This window comes from Bacteroides sp. AR29 (assembly GCF_900217715.1).
GTDB lineage: Bacteria > Bacteroidota > Bacteroidia > Bacteroidales > Bacteroidaceae > Bacteroides > Bacteroides uniformis.
This window is the reverse complement of sequence record NZ_OBMS01000004.1, coordinates 33,560-60,347: the sequence shown is the minus strand read 5'-3', so window position 1 is coordinate 60,347 and position 26,788 is coordinate 33,560. Positions and strand designations below refer to the sequence as shown.

At 47.1% G+C, this 26,788-nt stretch carries 24 protein-coding genes; 13 read left to right on the top strand and 11 right to left on the bottom strand.

What is annotated here, in order from left to right:
• Nucleotides 1–114: 114 nt before the first annotated feature.
• Both CSD97_RS03100 and CSD97_RS03095 read right to left on the bottom strand, forming a co-directional pair.
• Nucleotides 115–1,974, bottom strand: coding sequence for an SLC13 family permease (locus CSD97_RS03100; RefSeq protein ID WP_005826934.1), 1,860 nt, complete (start codon nt 1,972–1,974; stop codon nt 115–117).
• 78 nt (nt 1,975–2,052) lie between these two features.
• On the bottom strand, nt 2,053–2,328 hold the full coding sequence (locus CSD97_RS03095; RefSeq protein ID WP_005826936.1) for a putative quinol monooxygenase: 276 nt from the start codon (nt 2,326–2,328) through the stop codon (nt 2,053–2,055).
• 166 nt (nt 2,329–2,494) lie between these two features.
• Here CSD97_RS03095 and CSD97_RS03090 point away from each other — a divergent pair, with 166 nt between their 5' ends.
• Nucleotides 2,495–2,788 (top strand): YtxH domain-containing protein, encoded by a 294-nt coding sequence (locus CSD97_RS03090; protein ID WP_035449063.1) that lies wholly within the window; start codon nt 2,495–2,497, stop codon nt 2,786–2,788.
• A 169-nt stretch (nt 2,789–2,957) separates the two neighbouring features.
• Here CSD97_RS03090 and CSD97_RS03085 read toward each other — a convergent pair whose 3' ends face one another.
• Entirely contained in the window at nt 2,958–3,308 is a 351-nt protein-coding gene (locus CSD97_RS03085) for a helix-turn-helix domain-containing protein (RefSeq protein ID WP_009038044.1), read from the bottom strand.
• Between the two features lie 213 nt (nt 3,309–3,521).
• Between CSD97_RS03085 and ung the strand changes: the two genes are divergently transcribed.
• Nucleotides 3,522–4,184, top strand: coding sequence for a uracil-DNA glycosylase (gene ung / locus CSD97_RS03080; RefSeq protein ID WP_057097525.1), 663 nt, complete (start codon nt 3,522–3,524; stop codon nt 4,182–4,184).
• A 4-nt stretch (nt 4,185–4,188) separates the two neighbouring features.
• On the opposite strand, the gene CSD97_RS03075 is transcribed toward ung, so the two are convergent.
• On the bottom strand, nt 4,189–4,896 hold the full coding sequence (locus CSD97_RS03075) for a TIGR02757 family protein (protein WP_022401173.1): 708 nt from the start codon (nt 4,894–4,896) through the stop codon (nt 4,189–4,191).
• Nucleotides 4,897–5,089: 193 nt separating this feature from the next.
• On the opposite strand from CSD97_RS03075, the gene CSD97_RS03065 reads away from it, so the two are divergent.
• Both CSD97_RS03065 and CSD97_RS03060 read left to right on the top strand, forming a co-directional pair.
• Nucleotides 5,090–5,947, top strand: a complete 858-nt coding sequence (locus CSD97_RS03065) for an AraC family transcriptional regulator (protein ID WP_098031955.1) — start codon at nt 5,090–5,092, stop codon at nt 5,945–5,947.
• Between the two features lie 342 nt (nt 5,948–6,289).
• Nucleotides 6,290–7,186, top strand: coding sequence for a DMT family transporter (locus tag CSD97_RS03060; RefSeq protein ID WP_098031954.1), 897 nt, complete (start codon nt 6,290–6,292; stop codon nt 7,184–7,186).
• Nucleotides 7,187–7,192: 6 nt separating this feature from the next.
• On the opposite strand, the gene CSD97_RS03055 is transcribed toward CSD97_RS03060, so the two are convergent.
• Entirely contained in the window at nt 7,193–8,209 is a 1,017-nt protein-coding gene (locus tag CSD97_RS03055) for an N-acetylmuramoyl-L-alanine amidase (RefSeq protein WP_008665171.1), read from the bottom strand.
• 137 nt (nt 8,210–8,346) lie between these two features.
• Here CSD97_RS03055 and CSD97_RS03050 point away from each other — a divergent pair, with 137 nt between their 5' ends.
• A complete protein-coding gene (locus CSD97_RS03050; RefSeq protein WP_005826957.1) occupies nt 8,347–9,627 on the top strand; it encodes an O-acetylhomoserine aminocarboxypropyltransferase/cysteine synthase family protein in 1,281 nt (426 codons plus the stop codon).
• A 64-nt stretch (nt 9,628–9,691) separates the two neighbouring features.
• Here CSD97_RS03050 and CSD97_RS03045 read toward each other — a convergent pair whose 3' ends face one another.
• Complete coding sequence (locus CSD97_RS03045) at nt 9,692–12,196, bottom strand: family 20 glycosylhydrolase (RefSeq protein WP_016272953.1); 2,505 nt, start codon at nt 12,194–12,196, stop codon at nt 9,692–9,694.
• A 175-nt stretch (nt 12,197–12,371) separates the two neighbouring features.
• Between CSD97_RS03045 and CSD97_RS03040 the strand changes: the two genes are divergently transcribed.
• From CSD97_RS03040 to CSD97_RS03020, 3 genes are all read left to right on the top strand, one after another.
• Complete coding sequence (locus CSD97_RS03040; RefSeq protein ID WP_098031953.1) at nt 12,372–14,660, top strand: NADP-dependent malic enzyme; 2,289 nt, start codon at nt 12,372–12,374, stop codon at nt 14,658–14,660.
• Between the two features lie 363 nt (nt 14,661–15,023).
• The gene (locus tag CSD97_RS03025; protein ID WP_098031952.1) at nt 15,024–16,361 is read left to right on the top strand and encodes an NADP-specific glutamate dehydrogenase; all 1,338 of its coding nucleotides are present in this window, start codon (nt 15,024–15,026) and stop codon (nt 16,359–16,361) included.
• 189 nt (nt 16,362–16,550) lie between these two features.
• The gene (locus CSD97_RS03020; RefSeq protein WP_005826968.1) at nt 16,551–17,732 is read left to right on the top strand and encodes a GTP-binding protein; all 1,182 of its coding nucleotides are present in this window, start codon (nt 16,551–16,553) and stop codon (nt 17,730–17,732) included.
• Nucleotides 17,733–17,827: 95 nt separating this feature from the next.
• Here the strand turns inward: CSD97_RS03020 and CSD97_RS03015 are convergent, their stop codons facing one another.
• The 5 genes from CSD97_RS03015 to CSD97_RS02995 all read right to left on the bottom strand — a co-directional run bounded on the left by CSD97_RS03015 (nt 17,828) and on the right by CSD97_RS02995 (nt 22,471).
• Nucleotides 17,828–20,032, bottom strand: a complete 2,205-nt coding sequence (locus CSD97_RS03015) for a beta-N-acetylglucosaminidase (protein ID WP_005833016.1) — start codon at nt 20,030–20,032, stop codon at nt 17,828–17,830.
• 120 nt (nt 20,033–20,152) lie between these two features.
• Entirely contained in the window at nt 20,153–20,731 is a 579-nt protein-coding gene (gene nadD / locus CSD97_RS03010; RefSeq protein WP_005833017.1) for a nicotinate (nicotinamide) nucleotide adenylyltransferase, read from the bottom strand.
• Nucleotides 20,732–20,753: 22 nt separating this feature from the next.
• Nucleotides 20,754–20,990 carry a hypothetical protein gene (locus CSD97_RS03005; protein WP_005833018.1) on the bottom strand — a complete coding sequence of 79 codons (237 nt, stop codon included), beginning with the start codon at nt 20,988–20,990 and terminating at the stop codon, nt 20,754–20,756.
• On the bottom strand, nt 20,987–21,550 hold the full coding sequence (gene gmk / locus CSD97_RS03000) for a guanylate kinase (RefSeq protein ID WP_005826973.1): 564 nt from the start codon (nt 21,548–21,550) through the stop codon (nt 20,987–20,989). The genes CSD97_RS03005 and gmk overlap by 4 nt, the downstream gene beginning before the upstream one ends.
• A gap of 36 nt (nt 21,551–21,586) precedes the next feature.
• On the bottom strand, nt 21,587–22,471 hold the full coding sequence (locus tag CSD97_RS02995; RefSeq protein ID WP_098031951.1) for a YicC/YloC family endoribonuclease: 885 nt from the start codon (nt 22,469–22,471) through the stop codon (nt 21,587–21,589).
• Between the two features lie 91 nt (nt 22,472–22,562).
• On the opposite strand from CSD97_RS02995, the gene tsaB reads away from it, so the two are divergent.
• The 5 genes from tsaB (at nt 22,563) to CSD97_RS02970 (ending at nt 26,788) form a co-directional block, all read left to right on the top strand.
• Nucleotides 22,563–23,255 (top strand): tRNA (adenosine(37)-N6)-threonylcarbamoyltransferase complex dimerization subunit type 1 TsaB, encoded by a 693-nt coding sequence (tsaB, locus tag CSD97_RS02990; protein WP_005833019.1) that lies wholly within the window; start codon nt 22,563–22,565, stop codon nt 23,253–23,255.
• Nucleotides 23,256–23,383: 128 nt separating this feature from the next.
• Nucleotides 23,384–24,004, top strand: a complete 621-nt coding sequence (locus CSD97_RS02985; RefSeq protein ID WP_005826977.1) for a DUF4290 domain-containing protein — start codon at nt 23,384–23,386, stop codon at nt 24,002–24,004.
• A gap of 84 nt (nt 24,005–24,088) precedes the next feature.
• Nucleotides 24,089–25,396 (top strand): UDP-N-acetylglucosamine 1-carboxyvinyltransferase, encoded by a 1,308-nt coding sequence (gene murA / locus CSD97_RS02980; protein ID WP_005833020.1) that lies wholly within the window; start codon nt 24,089–24,091, stop codon nt 25,394–25,396.
• Between the two features lies 1 nt (nt 25,397).
• Nucleotides 25,398–25,934 (top strand): ribosome maturation factor RimM, encoded by a 537-nt coding sequence (gene rimM, locus CSD97_RS02975; RefSeq protein ID WP_005833021.1) that lies wholly within the window; start codon nt 25,398–25,400, stop codon nt 25,932–25,934.
• Nucleotides 25,931–26,788, top strand: a complete 858-nt coding sequence (locus CSD97_RS02970) for a M23 family metallopeptidase (RefSeq protein WP_005826982.1) — start codon at nt 25,931–25,933, stop codon at nt 26,786–26,788. Before rimM ends, CSD97_RS02970 begins: the two co-directional genes overlap by 4 nt.

The following is a 26,788-nucleotide window of genomic DNA, read 5'->3' as shown; positions in this document are numbered from 1 at the left end:
ACTATTTTTTAGGCGCGGATTACGCAGATTTCAAGAATTCAATTTGCATAGTCCGCGTTATTCCACGTAATCCGCGCCTAATATTACAGCATAATGAAGTGGTCATATACTTTATTAAAAAGGAAACAGCAACGGCAACACAAATACCATCACCACTCCCATAATAATCTGCAACGGGAGCCCCACTTTTATATAATCCATGAATGTATATTGTCCTGCCGGCATCACCAGTGCATTGGGCGGTGTAGAGAATGGAGAAGCGAAACACATGCTTGCCGCAACCGTCACGGCAAACAAGAACGGAACGGGACTTACTCCAATCTGAACCGCACTTTGAAGAGCAATAGGGGCCATCAGCACTGCCGTCACCGTATTGCTGATGAACATGGTCATCAATGAAGTGGTGAAATAGATACCTGCCATCAACACAATAGGACCATAACTACCCAATCCGCTCACAAGACTGTTGGATATATATTCCGAGGCACCGGTTTTTTCGAGTGCAAGAGACATGGGGAGCATGGCTGCAAAGAGCACAATCGTTTCCCAGTTTATCGTTTTATAGGCGGCTTCCACATTCCTGAAACATCCCGTCAGCACCATCAGCAAGCCGGCAATCATCACCGCTGTCACCGGGGCCACGGGAATAAAGTCGAAGACCATCATGGCAACCATCAGCACCATGATAGCGGCAGCTATGGGCGCTTTATAATCCAGCGTCACTTTGGCGGCTTCTGCCAAAGGCTGCCCCAATACCACCCAATCGGAATCTTCCCTGCTTATCCGTGCGATGTCCTGCCACGCACCCTGCACCAGCAAAACATCGCCACTATGCATACGCTCACGTCCCAATTCACGTAATATATATTCCTTCTTACGACGGATGCCCAATACATTTACATTAAATTTATCACGGAACCCTGCTTCCTTCACCGTCCGGTTCACAATATTGGAAGAGGGCATCAACACGATTTCGGCGATTCCGATGTCATAAAAGTCAAGGGACTTGTCGGCTTTGGAGGCTTCTTCAGTGGTATGCCCGTCGAGCATTTCCATTAAAAAGTCTTCAGCAAAACGATTTACGTTCGACACCTCTCCCGTAATGTAAAGCACGTCGCCCACCCAAATGGTCGTATCGGGCGATGCCAATTTCTGGGTAATGGTTTTCAGGAATCTATGTTGGGAAGAGTCTACACGCCGTACTTCAATGATATTCAGACCATACTTGCGGCGTACATCCAGGTCTATGATGGTTTTTCCTATCAGACGGGAGTCATTGACAGCCCTCAAACGGAACAGATTGCTGGAAAGTCCGTACTCCTGTACCAGTTGGTCCAATGATTTGCCCGACAATGTTCCGTCATTCTTTTTACCTTTCTTGGAGAGAAACCATTTGGTCAGAGGCATTAAAACCAAAGTTCCCACTATCACGCACACAATGCCCACCGGCAAAAAGGAGAAGAAAGACAGCGGTTCAAAGCCCGCTCCCGTCAATGTATTCTGAATGACCAAGTTAGGAGGCGTACCGATAAGTGTCATCATACCGCCCATGCTGCTAGCAAAAGCCAAAGGCATCAATAGACGGCTAGGATTCATTCCGGCACTCAGTGCCAAGCTCACCACGATAGGCAGCATCAAAGCCACCGTTCCCGTATTGCTCACAAAAGCACCAATGGCAGAGGTAACCAGCATAACCAGCAAGAAGAGTTTCAGCTCGCTTTTGCCTGCCAGCTTTAAAATGCGCGAACTTATCATTTTAGCCAGCCCGGTCTGAAAAATGGCGCCGCCCACAACGAACAAGCCCACCATCATAATCACCACCGAGTTGGAGAAGCCGGAAAGGGCCTCTTCAGGAGTAAGAATCTGAAATATCAATAAACCAATCAGCGCACAAAGCGCCACAATGTCCGAACGGACTTTGCCTGCTACAAAAAAGGCAGCGGAGAGAACAAGGATAATAAGGGTAATCAGCATAAATATGTATATTAAGAATGCACAAATATACTTATTTACGCATGATCACACAACCCCTTACTACCTCAAATTACTGATTCAGAACTCGAATTTTTCCAACTTCATGGCAGCCAGCCCCTGGATTTTGGGCACCAGGGCCACAAAATGGTCTGCTTTTTCATGGGCAGACAATGACTCTGCATCTTTCCATGTTTCACAAATCATAAGAACATCGCTGCGAGTGGCGCTCTCAAACACATCATAAGCAATGCATCCATTGTCCTTCAAGGAATATGCGACCAGTTCTTTGGCAGATTCCAATACTGCGGCACGGTTCTCCGCACTTACCTGAATAAAAACATTTAATCTAATCATACTTGTATAAATTTTAAGTGCATCGCAAATTTAAGCAGAATAAATATCTCCACCAACAAAAGTAAATTGTTATTAATTCCTTTCTCGCCGGATGAACCAATCTTTGGCAAGTATGTTGTCTCATCAGAATTGATTCTAACTTTAACTATTAAAAACTGACTTGATTATGAAATGTAAAGATTCTAATTTCTGGATTGGACTGGGAATAGGTTCGGTTGCCGGTGCATTGGCCTACCACTTCTCCCGTACGGAGAAAGCTAAAAAGCTGGAAGATGCCATATGCCGTGCCATCCACAAAGCAAGTGGCGAAGCCAAGGAGTTCATCAACACTGCTGAAGAAGAAGCATTGCACGTTGGCACCAAAGTAGCAGACAAGATGGCCCATGAGGCCCATGAGGCCGCAGAGAAAGCTGACAATCTGAAAAACAAGGTTCACAATTTTGCCGATGCTAAGAAATAAAACAAGCACTTGGAAACTTCTGAAGGGGTGTGTCAAAATTCACCACAGATTACACGGATTAACACAGAATGAGCTTAATCTACTGATAATCAAAGATGCTTATCTGTGCAAATCTGTGTAATCTGTGGTGAATACCAGTTTCGACACACCCTCTTTGCATATCGCCCCATCAGTTCTGCAGACTGCGCCGATTCAAAATATCATTCATATGCTCCAATGCCCATCCTACCAAAGATTCAATATGCGGCATCAGGCTACATCCGGTTTCTGTAAGGTTATACTCCACACGGGGAGGAACTTCCGCATAGACTTTCCTGACAATCAGCCCGTCCGTCTCCAATGAGCGCAATGTAACCGTCAACATCCGCTGGGAAATATCCCCTATGGTTTTCTGTATATCGCAAAAGCGCATCGTTCCATTCGCTTTCAGTGTGACCAGCACAAGCATTGTCCATTTGTCTCCCAACCTGCTCAGTACATCCCGTACCGGACAAGCATCCATACGATGAAAATTTTCCATTCCTTTATTTTACCAATCAGTTCAACCTCAGCAATGGCGACTCTATGCTTAGTGTCCGGCATTGCACCACAAAAGTAATAAACTTACTCAAAATAACTATCGTTTCATACAATAATAAAAACATTCTTTATACTCATAAAAGCATCCGTCTCATCCGGATTATTTGTATGTTTGCAACATCATTTCCCATTCATATGTAACTGCAAGACTCTTATGAACGTAAAAATAGAAGAAAGCTGGAGAAAACGCCTGCAAGAGGAGTTTGACAAACCTTATTTTGAGAAGCTGGTAGCATTTGTAAAAAGTGAGTACGGGCATGCCAACGTGCTACCTCCCGGCCATCAGATTTTCCATGTCTTCAACTCTTGCCCGTTCGAAAAAGTGAAAGTCGTCATACTCGGACAAGACCCTTATCCTAATCCCGGTCAGTATTATGGAGTCTGCTTTTCCGTACCGAAAGGAGTAGCCATTCCCGGTTCTCTGACAAACATATTCAAGGAAATACATCAGGACCTGGGAAAGCCCATTCCGACTTCCGGAAATCTGGACCGTTGGGTAGCGCAAGGCGTGTTTCCTATGAATTCCGTCCTCACAGTACGTGCCCACGAAACCGGCTCGCACCGGAACATGGGATGGGAAACCTTCACAGACGCTGTTATCAAGAAACTGAGTGATGAACGGGAGAATCTTGTATTCATGCTTTGGGGAGCGTACGCCAAAGAAAAAGCCGCTTTAATCAATAGCAGCAGACACTTGATTCTGACTACCGTCCATCCGTCCCCACGTTCTGCCGAATACGGATTCTTCGGTTGCAGGCACTTCAGTAAAGCCAACGATTTCTTACGGAGCAGAGGGATACAAGAAATTGACTGGTAACACGCTACAATACTCCGCTGACTCCGCTTCCAAACAAAGCAAAGTCCCCCAGGCACGGGTCATCCGGAAAGGCCTCTGCCAGAGCTTCAGTAATCCGGCGGGCATTCTTCAAAGAAAATGTTTCTGTCTCGGTGAGTCCCAAAGCATAGGCCACACGGCAGACATGCGTGTCCAAAGGCACAATCAGGTCCCTGCAATCAAATCTCTCCCAAATACCAAAATCCACTTCCGGACCTTTCCTTATCATCCAGCGCAAAAACATGTTCAGTTTCTTTTGGGGGCTCTTTGCCGAGACTTCCAAAAATGCACATAACCTTTCCATCGGATTACCGGCATACGTACATAAGGCATCCTCCAGACTGTCAAAAGCAGAATAGGCAGCATGCAAACGCCTGAAATAGGAATGAAAGTCAGCATAAGAAAGCATTCGGTAAAAACTGCTTCTGTCCGTAGCAGGGAAGTCATTCTTCCATCGGCAGGACAACACGTATTGATGAGGTGATACCCCCATCAACCTATGCAACTCATCAGCCTTTTTCAATATCTGCTTACGGTTGCCGAAACTCATGATGGCAGTCAGCAGCCCACTGATTTCAATATCCTGCTTCCGTTCATAGCGATGTGGAAACTGTACGGGGTCGTTCTGAATGAAGCCGGCGCAATGATAGGCCGCCGCCCACTCCCAAAGTTGTCTTTTAATCTCCTCGGTCATCTGCAAGCATTTGTTTTTTCATCTGAAATGCAAAGATATTGCAAATCGAATGCAAAACTTTCATGCTTGCACGAAAAAGTTGTGCCGGGATATAGCTTATCTTATTTAAAGATATTGCATTTATAGCAACATCGGACAAGTAACCTATTTCTTTTCCTCCTATTTTTGCAACATGAAAAAGCCCAATAGAACCATGCAACAGAAAAAGACAACCCAGGAGGAATACCAAAAGTGCGTGAACGCAGTAGTGGATTATATAAATCTGCACCTCGGAGAAGAAATTGACCTGAAATCTTTGGCCAGGATTTCCCATTTCTCTCCCTTCTACTTCCACCGCATCATGAAAGCTTTCCTGGGTGAACCCGTCGGTACGTTCATTGTCCGGACGCGTACCGAAGCCGCTGCCCGGTTGCTTCGTTACTCGGACATGCCGATAGCGGACATAGCCTACCGTATAGGCTACTCTTCGCCCTCGTCACTGTCAAAAGTATTCAAGCAGTTCTATGGCATTTCACCATTAGAGTATCGTAACAATAAAAACTTTGTAATTATGAAACCAGCCATTATTCGTCCGGAACTGGAACTGAAACACGAAATCAAAGAAGTTCCTGCCCGAAATGTAATTTACCTCCGCCTCTTTGGCGACTATAAACTGAACGACTATTGCAGCGCATGGATGCGCCTTTGCCAGTTCATGCAGGAAGAAAAACTGCCTATGGGAGAAGTGATGCCCTACTATATCTATCACGATGACCCCAAAGTGACACCCGCTGAAAAGCTGCGTACCGATGTATGTATGGTCCTACCCTCATTTGCAACGGCCAAAGGAGACATAGGATTTAAACAGCTCGCGGCAGGCCGCTATGCCATATTCCTATACAAAGGTCCATACGAACATCTGCAGGCCGTATACGATACCATCTACGGGAAGTATATCCCCGAAATGGAATGTAGCTTACGGGATGAGTCCAGTGCGGAACGTTACCTGAACAACCCCGCAGATACGGCGCCGGAGGAACTGTTGACAGAGATTTATATTCCGGTAGAGTAGGCAAACCGTTCTGCCGGAGCTATCAGACTTTCTCCCCGGAAGAGTTTAGGAGCCGGACAGCGAACAAGTATTCGTTCCTCCATGGAGTAAAAATCGTTCCACCATGGTGGAACGATTTTTACTCCGCGGTGGAATGATTTTTACCTCATGATGGAACGAATAAATATCAGGCAAGCCGGTCGATACTATATTAGATACCCATATCTATACTGTATTGTAAAAAAGGGACACTCCCTTGTCTGTATGCTTGTTTTTATTCATTAATTTTGCACGACGCAATGCGAATCAAGCAATTGACGCAAACAGATAATTTTAAAATCTCCATTAAAATCAAGATAAAAAATGCAAAATGTTTCCATAAAAGGGTTTATATATGCGGCTCTCTCCTCTGCCACCTTCGGGCTGGCTCCTTTCTTCACCATTTCATTACTCCTTGCGGGCTTCTCCTCTTTCGAAGTATTGGCCTACCGATGGGGAATAGCTTCACTTACCTTGGTCGTTTTCGGCATTATGCTGGGCGAGACATTCCGCATCAGCAGGAAAGACTGGGGAACGGTGTTCATCCTCAGCCTGCTCCGGGCAGCTACCTCCTTCAGTCTGGTCATCGCCTATCAGAACATAGCCAGCGGAGTGGCATCCACCATTCATTTCATGTATCCGCTGGCCGTGGCACTGGCCATGATGGGCTTTTTCGGAGAAAAGAGGTCATTCGCCATTCTGTTTGCCGTGTTGGTGTCACTAAGCGGAGCTGGACTTTTGTCATCCGGCAAAATAGACTTTGAAGGAGGAAACACGACCATCGGGCTGATTGCTGCCGGCCTGTCCGTATTCTTTTATGGAGGATATATCGTAGGAGTAAGGAAGAGCCGTGCCGTGCAGATTCCCTCCACTGCATTGACATGCTACGTAATGGGGTTGGGAGCCTTGTTCTTTATTATAGGAGGATGTCTGACCGGAGGCATCCGGCTGGCCAATGATACCTACACATGGCTGAATATTCTCGGACTGGCGCTGCCGGCAACAGCTATATCCAACATCACCCTGGTAAAAGCCATTAAATACATAGGGCCTACACTGACTTCCATTTTCGGGGCCTTGGAACCTCTGACAGCCGTAGTTATCGGTTGCCTGATATTCAATGAAAGCTTCACACCGGCCAGCGCCATCGGCATGGCGCTGATAATAACGGCCGTTACAGTCGTGGTGGTACACGAAAAGAAAAAGGAGAGTGAGAGTTGATTGTCCTTATTTCGCCTTTTTATAATCCGTGATGAAACCCTCCATCATCCACTTGGCCAAGGCCTGGCGGTTCGAACTGATTACAAAACGGCGCTGGTCAAAAGTGTTCTGGATATTTCCCAATTCCACGAATACGGAAGCGGGAGAAGTATTGGCTAACACATAAAGATTGCGTGCGCTGACAGTTCCGGTAAACCCACGGTTGGGCTGGTGCTTGTCATATTTCGATTCGAAAGTTTTCTTCATGGTCTTAGCCAGACGCTTGCTGTCGGGCTTGCTTTTAGAGTGGTAAAAGAACACATCGGTCTGATGGCTCTTACTGCGACTGTCCACATGAAGAAAAATGGCACGGCAATATTTATAGTTCTTGCGGTCCTTCTTGTAAAACTCATTGATTTTGGCGCAACGTTGCCGGAGACGTGCCACTTGGTTCAAGGGTATGGGAGCTCCCATGCACGTCTCACGTTTGCTGTTGGAAAGGTACTTGTCATCACGGATTCCGTCTTTAGCATCCTGGATAATGATACGGACTTCCGCCCCCTCTTGCATCAAGTTACGGGCAAGGCGCAAAGCCACATCATACGCATACTCATCTTCATGCAGTTCTATTTTGCCGATTCTGCCGATAGCTCCGGGGTCGGGGCCTCCATGCCCGCTCACTACATAAAAACAAGCGCCCTGCAAACGGTTGGATGTCACTTTTACACTGGCAAGCGCTTTCCCGAACAAAGGTTCATTGATTGTCTTCTTCCCATTGCCAACCGGCTTTGATAATGGGGGCAGTACATACTTCACTCCCAGCCGCAATTCCTCCTTCCCTTTAAGAAGTTTCTTGTTCAGCTCCAAAAACTCCTTATAATAGGCTCTCCCCGGGCGCTTGTTACGTTCCAGGAAAACAGAGATTCCTTCTCCACGTCTCGGACTATCCCGCTCTTCCTGAGCCGAAGCATTAAAAGCAAACAAAGTACAAAAGAGGATGGTCAGTAAACAAAATATGCGTTTCATATTCCAATTATTCATCATTTATTCGGTTCGCTACAAATTTCCAGCCGCTAATTTATAGCATTTTACCATACTTAAGCACAAAATTATAATTTTTTCCCTACTTTTGCGACAACTTACGCGATAATAGATAAGAAACTTTTAAAACAGATAACATTATGGCAAAGCAATTCAAGCCGGAGACGCTGTGCGTACAAGCCGGATGGACTCCTAAAAAGGGCGAGCCCCGTGTACTCCCCATCTATCAAAGTACAACTTTCAAATATGATACCAGCGAACAGATGGCACGCTTGTTCGACCTTGAAGACAGCGGCTATTTCTATACCCGCCTGCAGAACCCTACGAACGATGCAGTAGCCGCCAAGATTGCCGCCCTCGAAGGTGGTGTGGCCGCTATGCTGACATCCAGCGGACAAGCAGCCAACTTCTATGCCATTTTCAATATCTGCCAGGCAGGAGACCATTTTGTTTGCTCCTCTACCATCTATGGCGGAACATTCAACCTCTTCGGAGTAACTTTGAAGAAATTGGGCATCGACGTCACTTTCGTCAACCCGGATGCCAGCGAGGAAGAAATTTCCGCTGCTTTCCGCCCCAATACCAAGGCCCTATTCGGCGAAACCATCTCCAACCCTACGCTCGAAGTGCTCGATATAGAGAAGTTTGCCCGCATTGCCCACAGCCACGGCGTGCCCTTGATTGTGGACAACACCTTCCCTACCCCCATCAACTGCCGTCCGTTTGAGTGGGGTGCCGACATCGTAGTACACTCTACCACCAAATACATGGACGGACATGCCACCAGCGTAGGTGGAGCCATTGTAGACAGCGGCAACTTCGATTGGGATGCACACGCCGACAAATTCCCCGGACTGTGCACCCCGGACGAGTCTTACCACGGACTGACTTATACGAAAGCCTTCGGCAAAATGGCTTACATCACCAAGGCTACAGCCCAACTGATGCGCGACCTGGGCAGCATCCAGTCTCCACAAAACGCATTCCTGCTGAACCTGGGTCTGGAAACACTGCACCTGCGTATGCCCCAACATTGCAAGAATGCACAAGCGGTAGCCGAGTATCTTGCCCAGAACGACAAAGTGGCTTGGGTGAATTATTGTGGTCTGCCGGGCGACAAATACTACGAGCAGGCACAGAAGTACATGCCGAACGGCTCTTGCGGCGTTGTCACCTTCGGCTTGAAGGGCGGACGGGAAGAGTCTATCAAGTTTATGGATTCACTGAAACTGGCGGCCATTGTGACTCATGTGGCCGATGCACGTACTTGCGTGCTACACCCAGCCAGCCATACACACCGCCAGTTGACAGACGAGCAACTGATGGAGGCAGGTGTACGCCCCGACCTGATTCGCTTCTCGGTAGGTATAGAGAATGCAGAGGATATTATTGCCGACATCGAACAAGCGCTGAACGCCTAAAGGAATAAACAAAAGGGAGTGCATTTTCGGACAATGCACTCCCTTTTCATTTCAATATTCTCTATTACTCAACATTCAATATAATCGTCAAACTTTCCTTGCCTTGGTAGAAGGTCTTTGCTTTCACTACCAGGGAACCACACTTCACCGGTTCTTTCCATAAGGTTGACTGGGCAGTAGGTTCCGAACCATCAGTTGTGTAACGTACTTCAGCACCATCAATGGCCACATTAGCATACAGATTTCCATCTTTTACCAATAATCCCGGCTGAGGCAAGCGGAAGTTAATCCCATTCTTTGCCCAATAAGGCATTTCACTCTTGCTGATTTTCTCATAATAAAGTGCCAAAGCCTGATTGAAAGCCTGCTCCTCCCGTATATCGGATAAATTTTCCCATGCCGGATGGGCATTCCAGCCACGTTCTGCCAGCCCTAATATTTTTGGGAAAAGAAGATATTCCACGCCATCAAAACTACGGATAGTTTCGGCGAACAATTGCCCTTGTACACCCATAATATGCTTCTTGCCTATCTCTGTCAAAGCAGTCTTCCCCTTTTCCGCATTATTCAAATCAATGGGATTGCCTGCCATATCCACACGCAGCGAACGATAAATGCTGAAAGGAAGCATAGAGAAAGAGACAGACTCATCCACATAACCTCCCCAATCGAGTCCACGCTCGTCCGGATGACCATTGTAAGCCATATCCATATAGAAATTGCCCACGTTGCAAAGGATGACCGGGTAACCGTTATTGGCTGTCTGATAAACCACTTCATCAGAGCCCGGTACAGTATTCCAGCAATACACACCGGCAGCCTGGCCCCTCAACTGTTGATGAGCCTCTTCGGTATGCCCCAAAGCAACTTCCTGCCAACCACTGAATTTCAGTCCGTTCTTCTGCATCACATCCGCCATTTGCGTAATGAAATACTCCGACAAATCATGAGCTTTCGTCATGCCTTTTTCCTTCATCAGTTCCTGGCATTTCGGAGAGCCCATCCACACGCCGCGAGGCACTTCGTCACCACCCAAATGCACTGTGTACAGTGAAAGACCGGCTTCCTGATACATCGCATTAAGTTCCTGAATCACCTTCTCCATAAAACGGTAAGTAGAAGGCAAGGCGACATTCATCACATTGTCCGTATAATATTGTACAGAAACATAACGTGAAGTATCTTCCGGTTCACTCAACATATATTCTGTAGCTTTCCCCGGATCAGTTTCAAAATATTTGTTATAGCGTGCCTTCATGGAGACAATGGCAGCGCGGGCATGCCCCGGAGATTCTATTTCCGGAACAATGCGGACATGTCTTTCGGCAGCATACTTCAGCAAATCAATAAATTCCTCGCGGCTATAATATCCATTGCCTACAGTCTTTGCATCAGGGTCATAGCCACCGTCATAACATGGGTAGAGGCACTGGCTTTCGTCAGTGGTATGCCCGCGACGGCTACCCACAGCAGTCAGTTCCTCCAAACCGGGAATCTCCAAACGCCAGGCTTCATCATCACAAAAATGGAAATGCAGGACATTCAATTTATAAGATGCAAAAATATCCACCAGTTTCTTCAAGTTCTCCGGAGCGGTGAAATTACGGGCAATATCTATCATTTGTCCACGATATGCCAAGTCCGGATAATCCCGGATGGAGACTGCCTCCAGCAAATAAGGTGTCTGCTTGTCCTTCAACATTGACAAAAGTGTCTGTGTACCATTAAAAATGCCATGAGGAGTGGCAGCACTGATTTTTATCAGGTTGTCACCTATATTGATAGTATAATATTCATCATTTACGGCCTCCTTCCTATCAAGCAGTTCTTCCAGCACAATCTTCACGGAAGCATTTCCGACAACTTCCAAACCATACAAACCAGTCAGTTTCTCTTTCAGCAACTTGGCTTCACCGGCAAAGTTCTCCGGAAATGCCAAAGCTACCTTACCTTCCAATACGACATTATCGCCTTCAATGGCTACCGCTTTCTTTACAGACGGAAGAATGTCTGACTGCACCAAAGCAGGAGCACCAGCCAAGCGAAGATTGGATTCATAAATCTTAGTCGCATCCGGATAGCCGCTCATTGACTCGGGAGAAGGAAGCGGCAGCGCCTTCAAAGCCACGGGCAACGGACTGCCCTCTTTACCATCCACAGTCTCCACCCAATAAGTTCCTTCCGGTACATGGGAGTTCCGGTCCAGCTTGTAAGTGCAAAGGAAAGTAATCCGCATGGAATCACCGGGAGCCAGCGAAGCAAATTCGTCTGTCGGATACATTTTGAAAAAATTACCGTTCACTACCTCTACCTTCACTTCAGAGGCTCCTTCCTGCTTCACCCCTCGGGGAAGCTGTGAATAGTAAATCGTCCAGTTCTTTTTTAGAGGTTTTTGAGAGATATTCTTGAGAATAAAGGTATTCTCATAATATCCGGGTTCGATGTCACTTGCACCCATTTCCCAGGTCAGAGCAACCGGTGCCTTAGGTTCATTACTCGTTTTACATCCAGCAAATAGTGCCATTACACAAAATAATAATCCTGCCAGAGGAAGTTTCAAAATTCTCATGCAACTCATGTGTTAAGTTAATAAATGAGGGTAATTTCTAAAATCTGATGCCAAAAATAAGCATTTTAAGCTAATTAACTGATAAAAGTAATAGATTTTATTGACAGCGAGCTACAATTTAGAACTTTTATACCTACATTTGCAGCCAAATTATAACCAATTTAACTATTCTACCATGGCTAAAATAACCAAAGAAGCAGCCTTGCTCTACCATTCGCAAGGCAAACCGGGTAAGATTGAAGTAGTACCCACCAAGCCTTACAGTACACAAACCGATCTTTCTCTCGCCTACTCTCCGGGCGTTGCAGAACCGTGCCTCGAAATTGAGAAAAACCCGCAAGATGCATATAAATATACAGCAAAAGGCAATCTGGTAGCTGTCATCTCCAACGGAACCGCCGTGCTCGGCCTGGGCGATATTGGCGCCCTCAGCGGCAAACCCGTCATGGAGGGTAAAGGTCTGTTGTTCAAAATTTATGCAGGTATCGACGTATTCGACATCGAAGTAAATGAAAAAGACCCCGACAAGTTCATCGAAGCTGTCAAGGCTATTGCCCCAACATTCGGAGGTATCAACTTGGAAGACATCAAAGCACCCGAATGTTTCGAAATAGAACGCCGCCTGAAAGAGGAATTGGACATCCCCGTGATGCACGACGACCAGCACGGCACCGCCATCATCTCCAGCGCAGGATTGCTGAACGCCCTGGAAGTGGCAGGCAAGAAGATAGAGGAAGTGAAAATCGTCGTAAACGGTGCCGGGGCTTCCGCCACCTCATGCACCAAACTGTATGAAGCGCTCGGCGCACGCCGTGAAAATATCCTAATGCTGGACAGTAAGGGAGTCATCACCAGCGACCGCGAGAATCTGACCGAGCAGAAACGTTACTTTGCCACCGACCGTCGCGATGTACATACTCTGGCAGAAGCCATCAAAGGCGCCGATGTATTCCTCGGACTGTCAAAAGGTAATGTGTTGACCCAGGACATGGTTCGCAGCATGGCAGACCATCCCATCGTGTTTGCCCTTGCCAACCCTACTCCGGAAATCTCTTACGAAGACGCCATGGCGGCACGTCCGGACGTACTGATGTCTACCGGTCGTTCCGACTATCCTAACCAGATTAATAATGTAATCGGTTTCCCCTACATCTTCCGCGGTGCCCTCGACACGCAGGCAAAAGCCATCAACGAAGCCATGAAAATTGCTGCCGTACACGCCATTGCCAACCTTGCCAAGCAGCCCGTGCCCGATGTTGTGAATGAAGCATACCATGTAAACAACTTCACCTTCGGTCCCGAATACTTCATCCCGAAACCGGTTGACCCGCGCCTCATCACCGAAGTGTCCTGCGCTGTGGCCAAAGCCGCCATGGAAAGCGGTGTAGCCCGCAAAGACATCGAAGACTGGGATGCCTACCGCCTGCAACTGCGCGAGCTGATGGGTTACGAAAGCAAACTGACCCGCCAACTCTACGACACCGCCCGCCGCAACCCGCAACGTGTGGTATTTGCCGAAGGCATCCACCCCAATATGCTGAAAGCTGCTGTGGAAGCCAAGGCTGAAGGTATCTGTCATCCTATTATATTGGGCAACGACGAAGCTATCGAGAAGCTGGCAAAAGAACTAGACCTTAGCCTTGAAGGTATTGAGATAGTAAATCTGCGTCATCCGGATGAAGCGCCGCGCCGTGAACGCTATGCCCGCATTCTATCCGAAAAACGTGCCCGCGAAGGCGTCACTTACGAAGAAGCCAATGACAAAATGTTCGAACGTAACTACTTTGGTATGATGATGGTGGAAACGGGTGAAGCAGACGCTTTCATCACAGGTCTTTACACCAAATACAGCAATACCATCAAGGTTGCCAAGGAAGTCATCGGCATCCGTCCGGAATACAAGCATTTCGGCACCATGCATATCCTGAACTCCAAAAAAGGTACATACTTCCTGGCCGATACGCTGATTAACCGTCATCCCAATGCCGAAACGCTAATCGATATTGCCAAGCTGTCGGAATATACCGTCCGCTTCTTCAATCATACACCGGTAATGGCCATGTTGAGTTACTCCAACTTCGGTGCGGATAAGGAAGGTAGCCCGGTAAGTGTACACGAAGCAGTGGATTATATGCAACAAAACTATCCTGACCTTGCCATTGACGGAGAAATGCAGGTGAATTTCGCCATGAACCGCGAAATGCGTGATGCCAAGTACCCGTTTACACGCCTGAAAGGAAAAGACGTAAACACACTGATTTTCCCGAACTTGAGTTCTGCAAACTCTGCTTACAAACTGTTGCAGGCCATGGATACAGATGCCGAACTGATTGGTCCTATCCAAATGGGATTGAACAAGCCTATCCACTTTACCGATTTTGAAAGCTCTGTGCGCGATATCGTTAACATCACTGCAGTAGCAGTTATCGATGCTATCGTAGACAAAAAGAAGGCAGTCAAATGAGACGACCGTTATCAAAATTCCAAATAGTTTGCATTGTGCTGCTTTGGGCAGCACTTTGCTACATTGTTTTGATATCTGTCGAACGAATTGACGGTCCAATTATCCTAACGCTTGCCATTTCGGCGGCTTTAGTGTTTATTCCCGTCATAAAGTCTCTAAAAAGAGGATAAATAATATCTTTTTATTCCATTTTGCGGTATAAAACAATAAAATTGTTGTTTTATACCGCATTTTCTTTATAAAATGTTTGCCCGTTTCATTTTTATGTGTACTTTTGCAACCGCAATGAGAGGAAAAGGAAACAAACCGAAAATCGAATTGTTTTAGGTAACATATAGTAGCAACCAATAAAAGAAATAGATTATGAATGCAGCTAAGGTATTAGAAGACCTGAAAAGACGGTTCCCCAACGAACCGGAGTATCATCAAGCAGTAGAAGAAGTTCTTTCTACGATTGAAGAAGAGTATAACAAGCATCCGGAGTTTGACAAAGCCAATCTGATTGAACGTCTTTGCATCCCCGATCGCGTTTACCAATTCCGTGTTACTTGGGTAGACGATAAAGGTAACGTACAAACCAACATGGGCTATCGTGTGCAGCACAACAACGCTATCGGCCCATATAAAGGCGGTGTTCGTTTCCACTCTTCTGTAAACCTGAGCATCCTGAAATTCCTTGCTTTCGAGCAGACATTTAAAAACTCATTGACAACTCTGCCTATGGGTGGCGGTAAAGGCGGTTCGGACTTCTCTCCGCGCGGCAAGTCGAATGCTGAGGTTATGCGTTTCGTTCAGGCTTTCATGCTGGAGTTGTGGCGTCATATCGGTCCTGAAACAGACGTACCTGCCGGTGATATCGGTGTAGGTGGTCGCGAAGTAGGTTTCATGTTCGGTATGTATAAGAAGCTGGCTCATGAATTTACGGGTACTTTCACCGGTAAGGGCCGTGAGTTCGGCGGTTCGCTGATTCGTCCGGAAGCTACCGGCTACGGTAACATCTACTTCTTGATGGAAATGTTGAAGACTAAGGGTACTGACCTGAAAGGCAAAACTTGTCTGATTTCCGGTTCCGGTAACGTAGCTCAATATACGGCCGAGAAAGTATTGGAATTGGGTGGCAAGGTATTGACCATGTCTGATTCTGACGGTTATGTATACGATCCGGACGGCATTGACCGCGAAAAGTTGGATTACATCATGGAGCTGAAAAACCTCTATCGTGGACGTATCCGCGAATATGCTGAACAATATCCGGGTGTGAAATATGTGGAAGGAGCCAAGCCTTGGGGCGAAAAGGCTGATATCGCTTTGCCTTCTGCCACTCAGAATGAATTGAATGGCGACCATGCCCGTCAGTTGATAGCTAATGGGGTAATGGCAGTATCCGAAGGCGCCAACATGCCCTCTACACCGGAAGCCATCAAGGTATTTCAGGATGCAAAGATTCTGTATGCTCCGGGTAAGGCAGCCAATGCTGGCGGTGTATCAGTATCTGGTCTCGAAATGACTCAGAACGCCATCAAGTTGAGCTGGAGTGCAGAGGAAGTGGACGAGAAACTGAAGAGCATCATGAAGAACATTCACGAAGCTTGCGTGCAATATGGTACAGAAGCCGACGGCTATGTAAATTACGTGAAGGGTGCCAATGTGGCCGGATTTATGAAGGTGGCGAAGGCTATGATGGCACAAGGAATTGTGTAAGGACTAAAGCCATAGTACAACTATAACAGAAGAAAGGTGAGAAGCTCAAAGCTTTTCACCTTTTTTCTGTTTAGATAATATAGAAGAAACAAAAATTTGTCTCTTTTCCAATCCATTGTCACATAAATCAGATACTTTTGCAGAAGTTAATGAAAGAAGACCATCATCATTGAATAAAATCAAACGATTATGAATACAATAGAAATCCCCGTACTGCTGTTGACCGGTTATCTGGGTAGTGGCAAAACGACGTTGGTAAATCACATTCTTTCTAATAAACGTGGCATTAAGTTTGCCGTTATCGTCAATGACATAGGCGAAGTGAACATTGATGCAGACCTTATACAGAAAGGTGGCGTGGTGGGAAAGAAAGACGACAGCCTGGTAGCTCTGCAGAATGGCTGTATCTGCTGTACGCTGAAGACAGACTTGATAGAGCAGATGTTCGAAATCATGAAGATGCAACGCTTCGACTACATCGTGATTGAAGCGAGTGGCATCTGTGAACCGGAGCCTATTGCCCAAACACTCTGCTCCATTCCTCATATGGGAGGAGCGTATACTAAATACGGTATTTGCCGCTTAGACTGCATTACCACCGTGGTGGACGCCTTACGTCTGCAAAGTGAATTTTCTTGCGGAGATGATTTGACACGCAAAGGCATTGATGAGGAAGATATAGAAAACCTCATCATTCAGCAGATTGAGTTCTGCAATATTATCCTGCTGAACAAAGCAGCAGAAGTACAGCCCGAGGAATTAAAACGTATCAGGCAGATTATCCACACCTTGCAACCCGGTGCCCAAATTATAGAGTGCAACTATGCAGATGTAGACCTGGATAAGATTATCCATACCCACCTCTTTAACTTTGAACGTGCCGCAACTTCCGCCGGATGGATTCGTGGCATAGAGCAACAAGTAAGCGAAGAGGAGGAAAAAGAGGCGCATTACCATCATGAAGAGGGTCATCATCACCACCATCATGAAGGAGGTGAAGTAGAAGAATACGGTATTGGCACATTTGTCTACTACCGCCGTCCTGCATTCGACATTCATAAGTTCGACCACTATGTCGCTACCAAATGGCCCCGCAGCGTTATCCGCGCCAAGGGTGTCTGCTACTTCAGCCACAACCGCGACATGTCCTTCCTCTTTGAACAAGCAGGTATACAGAAGAAAATAACTGAAGCCGGACAATGGTATGCCACCGCCCCCGAAGAAGACATGATAGAACTGATGCGCCAAGAACCGGGATTGCTAAGAGACTGGGACGAGCAATACGGCGACCGCATGCTGAAGATAGTATTCATCGGACAAAATATGGATAAAGAGCAAATCATCCGCGACTTGGACAAATGCCTTGAATAACTTCCTAAAAAAGTGCTCCCCGTCATTCCGATCTTAAGAACAACGGGGAGCATCGTCCCACGCGCGTAACTCTATTTTAAGAATCAGGAACCATATCAATTCTCCGTAAAACGGAACATTTTGAAATACACCTTCTGCTCTGTGTCGGATACATTCACCAACCTCATCTTCGCAACACTCAACTCCTTGAGAGATGCCTTCACCTGCGTTCTGTATCCCGGCTTCAAATCCACCGCCTGCCAGTTTGTGCCATCCGAAGTTACTTCCAATTTAAACTTCGAATCAGTAACCTCCGCATCTCCCAAATCGATAAGCACCGAACTCAACTGGCGGGCATAATCCATCGAAATGGTCAGCACACCGCCTGCCTGCCAGTTGATGACTTCATTGGACGGAATAATTGTATTCACCTTTCCCTTCTGCTGAATAGGAAGCGAAGCCAACTGATTCACGTCGCTCTTCAACGTGTAGGGAGAATAAACAGCCTTTGTATCAAGCCCGGCATGGAACGCTGCATTATAGCCCGTTGTCGCCGCTTCGAACAAAGCATTGAAAGTAGGCATCAGATGCAGGCTGCCGCTCTTTATGCCCGCTTTATATTGGGCATCCGTCTCACCCATCAGCACCAGCAGGGCGCGGGCGTGTTCGTAGCTACCTATAAATGCATCCTTCTGCTGGCGCAGGCGTATCATGTTCAGCACCTCCGCACCATACTCTCCCACTTGTTTGAACTGAATGAGCCAAGGCCTTATTTCAGTTATCAATGGACGATTCTCATTTCCCGACGCAAGCAATCCATCAGCGGCAACGATTATCTTCCGGCATTCCTCAGCTACCTGCCGATAGGCATCTTCATCTATCTCGTTTTTCTCTTGATAGGCTTTCAACAAGGCAGAGAGAGCAGGCTGAATGGCAACGGACTCTTCACGACGGAAGCGATGTCCATTCTGTCCCGGGTCGGAATTATGAGCAGCGAAGATTTCCAAATATTCGGCATGAAGTGGCATAAGGTCTCTGACTGCATGTTTCCAAGAAGTTTCACTATCATAATTCTCCATATTCCAAGTATAATCAGCTACACTGTACAGAGAGATTTTGGAAGCCTCGGCATGTTCCATCGGATTGGAAACAAAAGCAGACATATCATCTTTTATATCAAGCCCGTTTCCATAAACCGGCCCTAGCAGCAAATGGTCTTGTACATAATCCGAAACGGGGAAATTCCACCAAATGTACGCCTTACGTTTCAGCAGCGGATTGACGAAGTCCAGCGTAGACTTATCTATAGTAGCAACTACCATATCACCGGTCCACATCACCTTGATACCCTCGTTCAACTTATCACCAAGCGTAGTGAGATAGCCCCCCTCCACATCAGTCCATGACTTGTTATACTCCGTGGGACACAGTATCAACGGCGCAACATCCCGCTTGACTTTTACAAAATGGTCATCAATATAGTTCAACAGTTCAGCCTGCTTGTCCGCCTTTGTCCCTTCACCCGAAATATCATCAAAGAAAACGGCAAAACCACGCACACCCAACTGGTACATGCTTTCGAACTTCTGCAACAATAACGAGCGGTCTTCTTCATTCCAGCGAATATCCTGACCCGGATGAATGGCCCAATAGAAAATAACATTGTTCTCCTTCGCCCTATTCACCAATACTTTCAACTCTTCTCCTTCTCGAGCAGGATAAGGCTTGCGCCAGTTGGGAGTCCGGTGATAAGGATCGTCTTTCGGTCCATAGATATAGACATTCATTTTGTTCCGACCATAAAAATCAAGCTGGCGTATACGCGCCTCCTGACTCCAAGGAGCACCGTAAAACCCTTCCACCACACCCCGATAGGGAACATCGGGATAGTCCGTCACTTCAGCCAAAGGCAGCTTGTCTAAAGCAAGCAACTGCGCAAGAGTCTGTACACCATAGTACGCTCCCCGTTCGTCAGCACCGGCTATGACGATGCAGTCTTTTTCTATTTTCAGGAAATAACCTTCGGATTTGCGTGGAATCCGATGTTGGTATTTCTTAATAATCTTATCTCCTTTCACTCCTATATATACACGGAAAGAAGCGCCAAGCACCTCTTCCGGCATCAATGAACGGAGTAAAGGCAACGCAGGTCCGTCCTGCACGGAATTGCCGGAAAGGATCTGGTATTGTCGGGGAATATCAACAGAATCTTTTTGCGTAATATATTCTTGGGGAGTAGGTTGCAAATGAAACTCTTGCGCACAAAGCGTCGCTGTCGTCAGCATACCGAATGCTCCCAGTAACAGTAGTTCTTTTCTCATAAGCGGATTATTAAATTAAGGAATATCTATGTATTAAGAAAACTCTTCCATGCATTCAAGGTTGATACGTTCAAAAATAAGAAATAAATATGAAAACACGTACAAATACAGACATTTATTTCAGTTTAAAGATTCATTCTGCATCCGTTTGAGTTCATCGCACACTGCCGGATGCAGGAAGTAGCGTACGTCTTTCCCCTCCTCCATGGCCCGACGGATAAAAGTGGAGCTGATTTCAAATATCGGAGAAGAAACTGTCCGCACATTTTGAGGTAAAGAGGCGGCCTCTACCGGATAGCCGGGGCGAGGATAGACCAGAAGATGATTTTCGGCAAGAATACGTTCCGACTTGTACCAACGGTGGAACAGCCTCCAGTTGTCCGAACCAATGACAAGATGGAAAGTGTGTTGAGGATAAGTTCGTTTCAGCGCATCCAACGTATGAACTGTATAAGAAGGCCGAGGCAGATGGAATTCAAAATCGGAAGCGCGAAATTTGGGATAACCCTCAGTGGCTAGCTGCACCAGCTTCAAACGTAACTTGTCATCCATCAGTTCGTTTTCTTCCTTCAGCGGATTGTGGGGGGTGACCATAAACCACACTTCGTCCAGGTCCCCGTATTCGCAAAGATAGTTGGCGAGGGCCAAATGTCCGATGTGTATCGGGTTGAACGAGCCGCTGAAGATTCCTATATTCATTTATTCTTATTCATATACAACCTTACAAAGGACGTCTTTGCAACGCACGCCAGGCAGCCCAAGCATTGAAAATCGTCACTACAGAGATAAGAAACATTGAAATACTGGAACGAGGCTCGCCATGCTGTATATACAATACACCCACAACAAGGGAGCAGACGAACAAAACGCTATTAATAATCAACAAAGCCTTGTTCAGCTTCGGGCTGTTCTTCCTCCTCGGTGCCAACTGGTTGTACACTCCTCCACGTTGTTTCATTCGTTCAAGAATTGAGAGATTACTTTCAATGCTTCCGCTTTGGCTGTCTCCAGGTCATCGTTCACAATCACGGTATCGAACTTCGGTGCAAAGCCCAGTTCGTATTCGGCTTTCGCCACGCGGCTCTCTATCACTTCGGGAGCATCTGTTCCGCGCCCCACCAAGCGTTTGCGCAATTCCTCCACTGAAGGTGGCTGAATGAAAACAGACAAAGCACGCTCACCATAGAATTTCTTGATATTGCAACCACCCACTACATCCACATCGAACACTACATTCTGTCCGGCAGCCAATTGCTTTTCCACCTGCTCCTTCAGTGTTCCGTAAAAACGGTCCTGATATACCTCTTCATACTCCAGGAATTCATCATTGGCTATGCGACGACGGAACTCGTCAGGAGTCAGAAAGAAGTACTCCACTCCATCTTTCTCCGTTCCGCGGGGCGGACGGCTGGTCGCTGAGATGGAAAATGCCAAGTTCAGATTTTGAGTCAGCAGATAGTTGATAATCGTTGACTTGCCGGAGCCCGAAGGGGCTGAAAATATGATAAGTTTTGCCATCGAATTATTTACGATTTGACGATTTACTATTTGATACTACATGACGTTCAATACTTGTTCCTTGATTTGCTCCAATTCATCTTTCATCTGAACGACAATCTTCTGCATCTCCGCATGATTGGACTTACTGCCCAAGGTATTGATTTCGCGTCCCATCTCCTGGGCGATGAACCCTAACTTCTTGCCTTGTCCGGTTCCGGTTTCCAGCGTATTGATAAAATATTTCAGATGATTGCCAAGACGCTGTTTCTCTTCGTTCACATCCAGTTTTTCGATGTAGTAGATGAGTTCCTGCTCCAGACGGTTCTTGTCATAATCCACGCTCAAGGTCTTTTCCAGTGCATCGGTAATACGCTCCTTCACTTTGGCCACACGCTCTTTCTCGTAGGGAGCGATAGTCTCCAACAAATGGGAGATATTGGCGATCTTCTCACGGAACTTCTTTTCAAGGGCAGCTCCTTCCTGCTTACGGAAGTCCACCAGCGCACCGACAGCCTTTTCCACAGCCGAATAGACCACAGTCCATTCCTCCTCACTCAGTTCCTGCGTATCATTCTTCGTCATCACATCCGGCATACGGAGTAACGTGGCAAACCAGTCCGTCGCATCCGGCACAGGTATTCCTAGATTTTCTGATATAGCACAAATCTGCTTGTAATATCCCTCAACCAATGTCTGGTTGATGGGAGTGGCGCTTTCCGCACTCTCTTTCTTTTCTATCCAAAGGCTGAAATCCACCTTTCCGCGCTCCAGTTTCCGTGATATTTCATTACGGATTTCCATCTCCTTCTCACGATAAAGCGGAGCAATGCGGGCAGATAGGTCCATTGCCTTACTATTGAGCGACTTTATTTCAACGTTGATTTTCTTATCAGGCAGTTCGACGGTTGCTTTGCCGTAGCCTGTCATAGATTGTATCATAATGTTATAGTTTTGCGCAAAATTACACGATTATTTTAATTAGTGAAAATAATCACGTAAATTTGCCACAATAAAATCAAGAATAAAAGTTATGTCATGTATCTTGCATATTGAAACGTCCACTTCTGCCTGCTCCGTAGCCGTGAGCGAGGATGGACAGAACGTTTTCAAGAAAGAGGACCTGAATGGCCCTTCACACGCCGTTTCATTGGGAATCTTTGTGGACGAGGCGCTATCCTTTGCCGATAGCCATGCCATGCCGTTGGATGCAGTCGCCGTGAGCTGCGGCCCTGGTTCGTATACCGGGTTGCGTATCGGCGTGTCGATGGCAAAAGGTGTCTGCTATGGACGTAACCTGCCACTTATCGGGCTGGAAACCCTGAAAGTCCAGTGTGTACCGGTATTGCTCTACCACGATGAGTTACCCGACGACGCATTACTCTGCCCGATGATTGACGCCCGCCGTATGGAAGTCTATGCTGCCATCTACGACCGTGCCTTGAAATCGGTGCGCGACATTGCAGCCGATATTGTGGACGAAAACTCCTACCTGGAATTTTTAGAGCAACATCCCGTCTATTTCTTCGGTGACGGTGCAGCCAAATGCAAAGAGAAAATCACGCATCCCAATGCACACTTCATCGACGGCATCCGCCCGCTTGCCGGCATGATGTTCCCGTTGGCAGAAAAGGCAATAGCCGAACAAGATTTCAAGGATGTGGCCTATTTCGAACCCTTCTATTTGAAGGAATTCGTAGCCGGCACGCCAAAGAAACTTATTTAGGGTTTAGCGATTAGGGATTAGGGATGAATACCATGCGGTATCACTACGTAGCCCATTAATCACTAATCACTAACCACTAATCGCTAAACCCTAATCACTAATCGTTGAACATTAATCACTAATTAAAGATGCAATATAACACTCAACAAAAACGGATGCCCCTACCCGAATATGGTCGTAGCATCCAGAATATGGTAGACCACGCGCTGACAATCGAAGACCGTGCAGAACGCCAGCGTTGCGCAAACACAATCATCAACATCATGGGAAACATGTTTCCCCATCTGCGCGATGTGCCCGACTTCAAACATAAGCTATGGGACCACCTTGCCATCATGGCCAACTTCCAATTGGATATAGATTATCCGTACGAAATTATCCGCAAGGACAATCTGAATACCAAGCCGGAGAGCATCCCCTACCCCAGTACCAAAATCCGCTACCGCCACTATGGCCGTACACTGGAAGTACTGATAAAGAAAGCCATCGAATTTCCGGAAGGAGAAGAGAAGCAGAACTTGATAGCGCTCATTTGTAACCACATGAAGAAAGACTACATGGCATGGAACAAAGATACCGTCGATGACCGTAAGATTTCAGATGACCTCACCGAACTCTCTGACGGAAAACTGCAAATGACAGACAGTATCGTCCGTCTCATGGCCGAACGTATTGACCAGAACTACCGTCCGAAAGTGAACAACCAGAATAACCGGAACAACAACCGGAACAATAAACGGAAATACTAAAATTGAATGATTAGTGGTTAGTGATTAATGCCATGCGGCATCACCATGCAGACCACTAATCACCAACCCCTAATCACTAATTTCATGGCATCATTTGTAATCGAAGGAGGACACAGACTTTCCGGTGACATTTACCCCCAAGGAGCAAAAAACGAGGTGTTGCAAATTATCTGCGCCACATTGCTCACTGCCGAAGAGGTGACTGTGCACAATATCCCGGACATACTGGACGTCAACAACCTTATCCAATTGATGCGGGATATGGGAGTCAGCGTATCTAAAAAAGGCATTGACACTTACAGCTTTCAAGCTGCCAACATTGATTTCGCCTATCTGGAAAGTGACGCGTTCCTGAAAAAATGTTCCAGCCTGCGCGGTTCCGTCATGCTGGTGGGGCCGATGGTGGCACGTTTCGGCAAGGCCATGATTTCCAAGCCGGGCGGAGACAAGATAGGACGCCGCCGTCTGGATACACACTTTATCGGTATCCAGAATTTAGGAGCCGACTTTGTCTATAATGAGGAGCGTGGCATCTACGAAATCTCAGCCAAACAACTGCATGGCAGTTATATGCTACTCGACGAGGCATCTGTTACGGGAACTGCCAATATCGTAATGGCAGCCGTCCTTGCCAAAGGCAAGACCACCATCTACAACGCCGCCTGCGAACCCTACGTGCAGCAACTTTGCAGAATGCTGAACCGGATGGGAGCTAAGATAGAAGGCATCGCCTCCAACCTCCTGACTATCGAAGGAGTAGACGAGCTGCACGGAACCGAGCATACCATCCTCCCCGACATGATTGAAGTGGGCAGTTTCATTGGCATGGCAGCCATGACCCGTAGCGAACTGACCATCAAGAATGTCTCCTACGAGAACTTGGGAATTATCCCCGACAGTTTCCGTCGACTCGGCATCAAGATGGAGCAGTGGGAAGACGACATTTACGTGCCCGCACAAGAGACGTACCAGATAGAGTCCTTTATCGACGGCTCCATCATGACCATTGCCGACGCACCCTGGCCCGGACTGACACCAGACTTGCTCAGTGTGCTGCTGGTGGTTGCCACCCAGGCAAAAGGTAGTGTACTCATTCATCAGAAAATGTTCGAAAGCCGTTTGTTCTTTGTGGACAAGCTGATAGATATGGGAGCGCAAATTATCCTCTGCGACCCGCACCGCGCCGTTGTCATCGGTCACGACCACGGCTTTAAACTACGTGGCGGCAACATGACCTCGCCCGATATCCGTGCGGGCATCGCCCTGCTGATAGCTGCCATGAGTGCGGACGGCATCAGCCGCATCCACAACATAGAGCAGATAGACCGTGGGTATCAGAACATCGAAGGGCGACTGAATGCGCTCGGAGCAAGAATAACAAGAATAGAATAAGATGATAAAGAGAGAAGAAGTATATAAGATAGGTATATTCAACAAGCCCCACGGCATTCACGGAGAACTATCGTTCACTTTTACGGATGACATCTTCGACCGGGTGGAAGCCGAATACCTAATCTGCCTGCTGGATGGTATACTGGTGCCTTTCTTCTTGGAAGAATACCGTTTCCGCTCCGACACCACCGCCCTTGTCAAACTGGAAGGCGTGGACACAGCAGAACGCGCCCGCATGTTCACTAATATTGAGGTCTACTTCCCCGTAAAACATGCAGAAGAGGCAGGACCAGGTGAACTGAGTTGGGACTTCTTCGTCGGTTTTCGTATGGAGGAAGTACATCACGGCACGCTGGGAGAAGTGACGGACGTGGACACATCGACCATCAACACACTGTTTGTGGTAGATTATCAGGGAGAAGAACTGCTGGTGCCGGCACAAGAAGAGTTTATCATAGACATTGACCAGAAGCACAAGGTCATCACCGTAGACCTGCCGGAAGGTTTGATAGCTTTGGACAAAACAGAAGAGGTATGAAAAAGAAACGAAGAAAAGCATTTTGGAGTAACATCAAGTTCAAGTACAGACTGACGATTACGAACGAGAATACCCTTGAGGATATCATCACGTTGCGCGTATCCAAGCTGAACGGACTGTCCGTATTGCTCTCCGTGCTGTTCGTATTGTTTCTCATCGCCTCCCTGATCGTAGCCTTCACCCCGCTGCGCAACTACCTGCCGGGATATATGAACAGTGAAATCCGTGCCCAGGTAGTGGAGAATGCCTTGCGCGTAGATTCCCTCCAGCAACTGGTGAACAGACAGAACCTCTATATCATGAATATCCAGGACATCTTCCAGGGCAAGATAAAGGCAGATACCATACATTCCATCGACTCGTTGACCCACCTGCGCGAAGATTCGCTCATGGAACGTACACAACGGGAAGCCGAATTCCGCAAACAGTACGAGGAGACAGAAAAGTACAACCTGACGAGCATCACCGCTCGCCCCGAAATAGACGGACTGATTTTCTACCGCCCCACACGCGGCATGATTTCATCTCCCTTCAATGCCGAAACAAAACACTTCGGCACGGACATTGCCGCCAATCCGGGCGAAAGCGTATTGGCCACCTTAGACGGTACCGTCATACTGAGTACCTACACTGCCGAGACGGGTTATCTGATAGAAATACAGCACAACCAGGACTTCGTGTCAGTCTACAAGCATTGCGGCTCTCTGCTGAAACGGGAAGGCGATGCGGTGAAAGGGGGTGAAGCCATCGCACTGGTAGGAAACACCGGCGAGCTGTCCACCGGTCCCCACCTTCACTTCGAGCTGTGGCATAAGGGCAGGGCCGTAAATCCCGAGCTTTACATCGTATTTTAG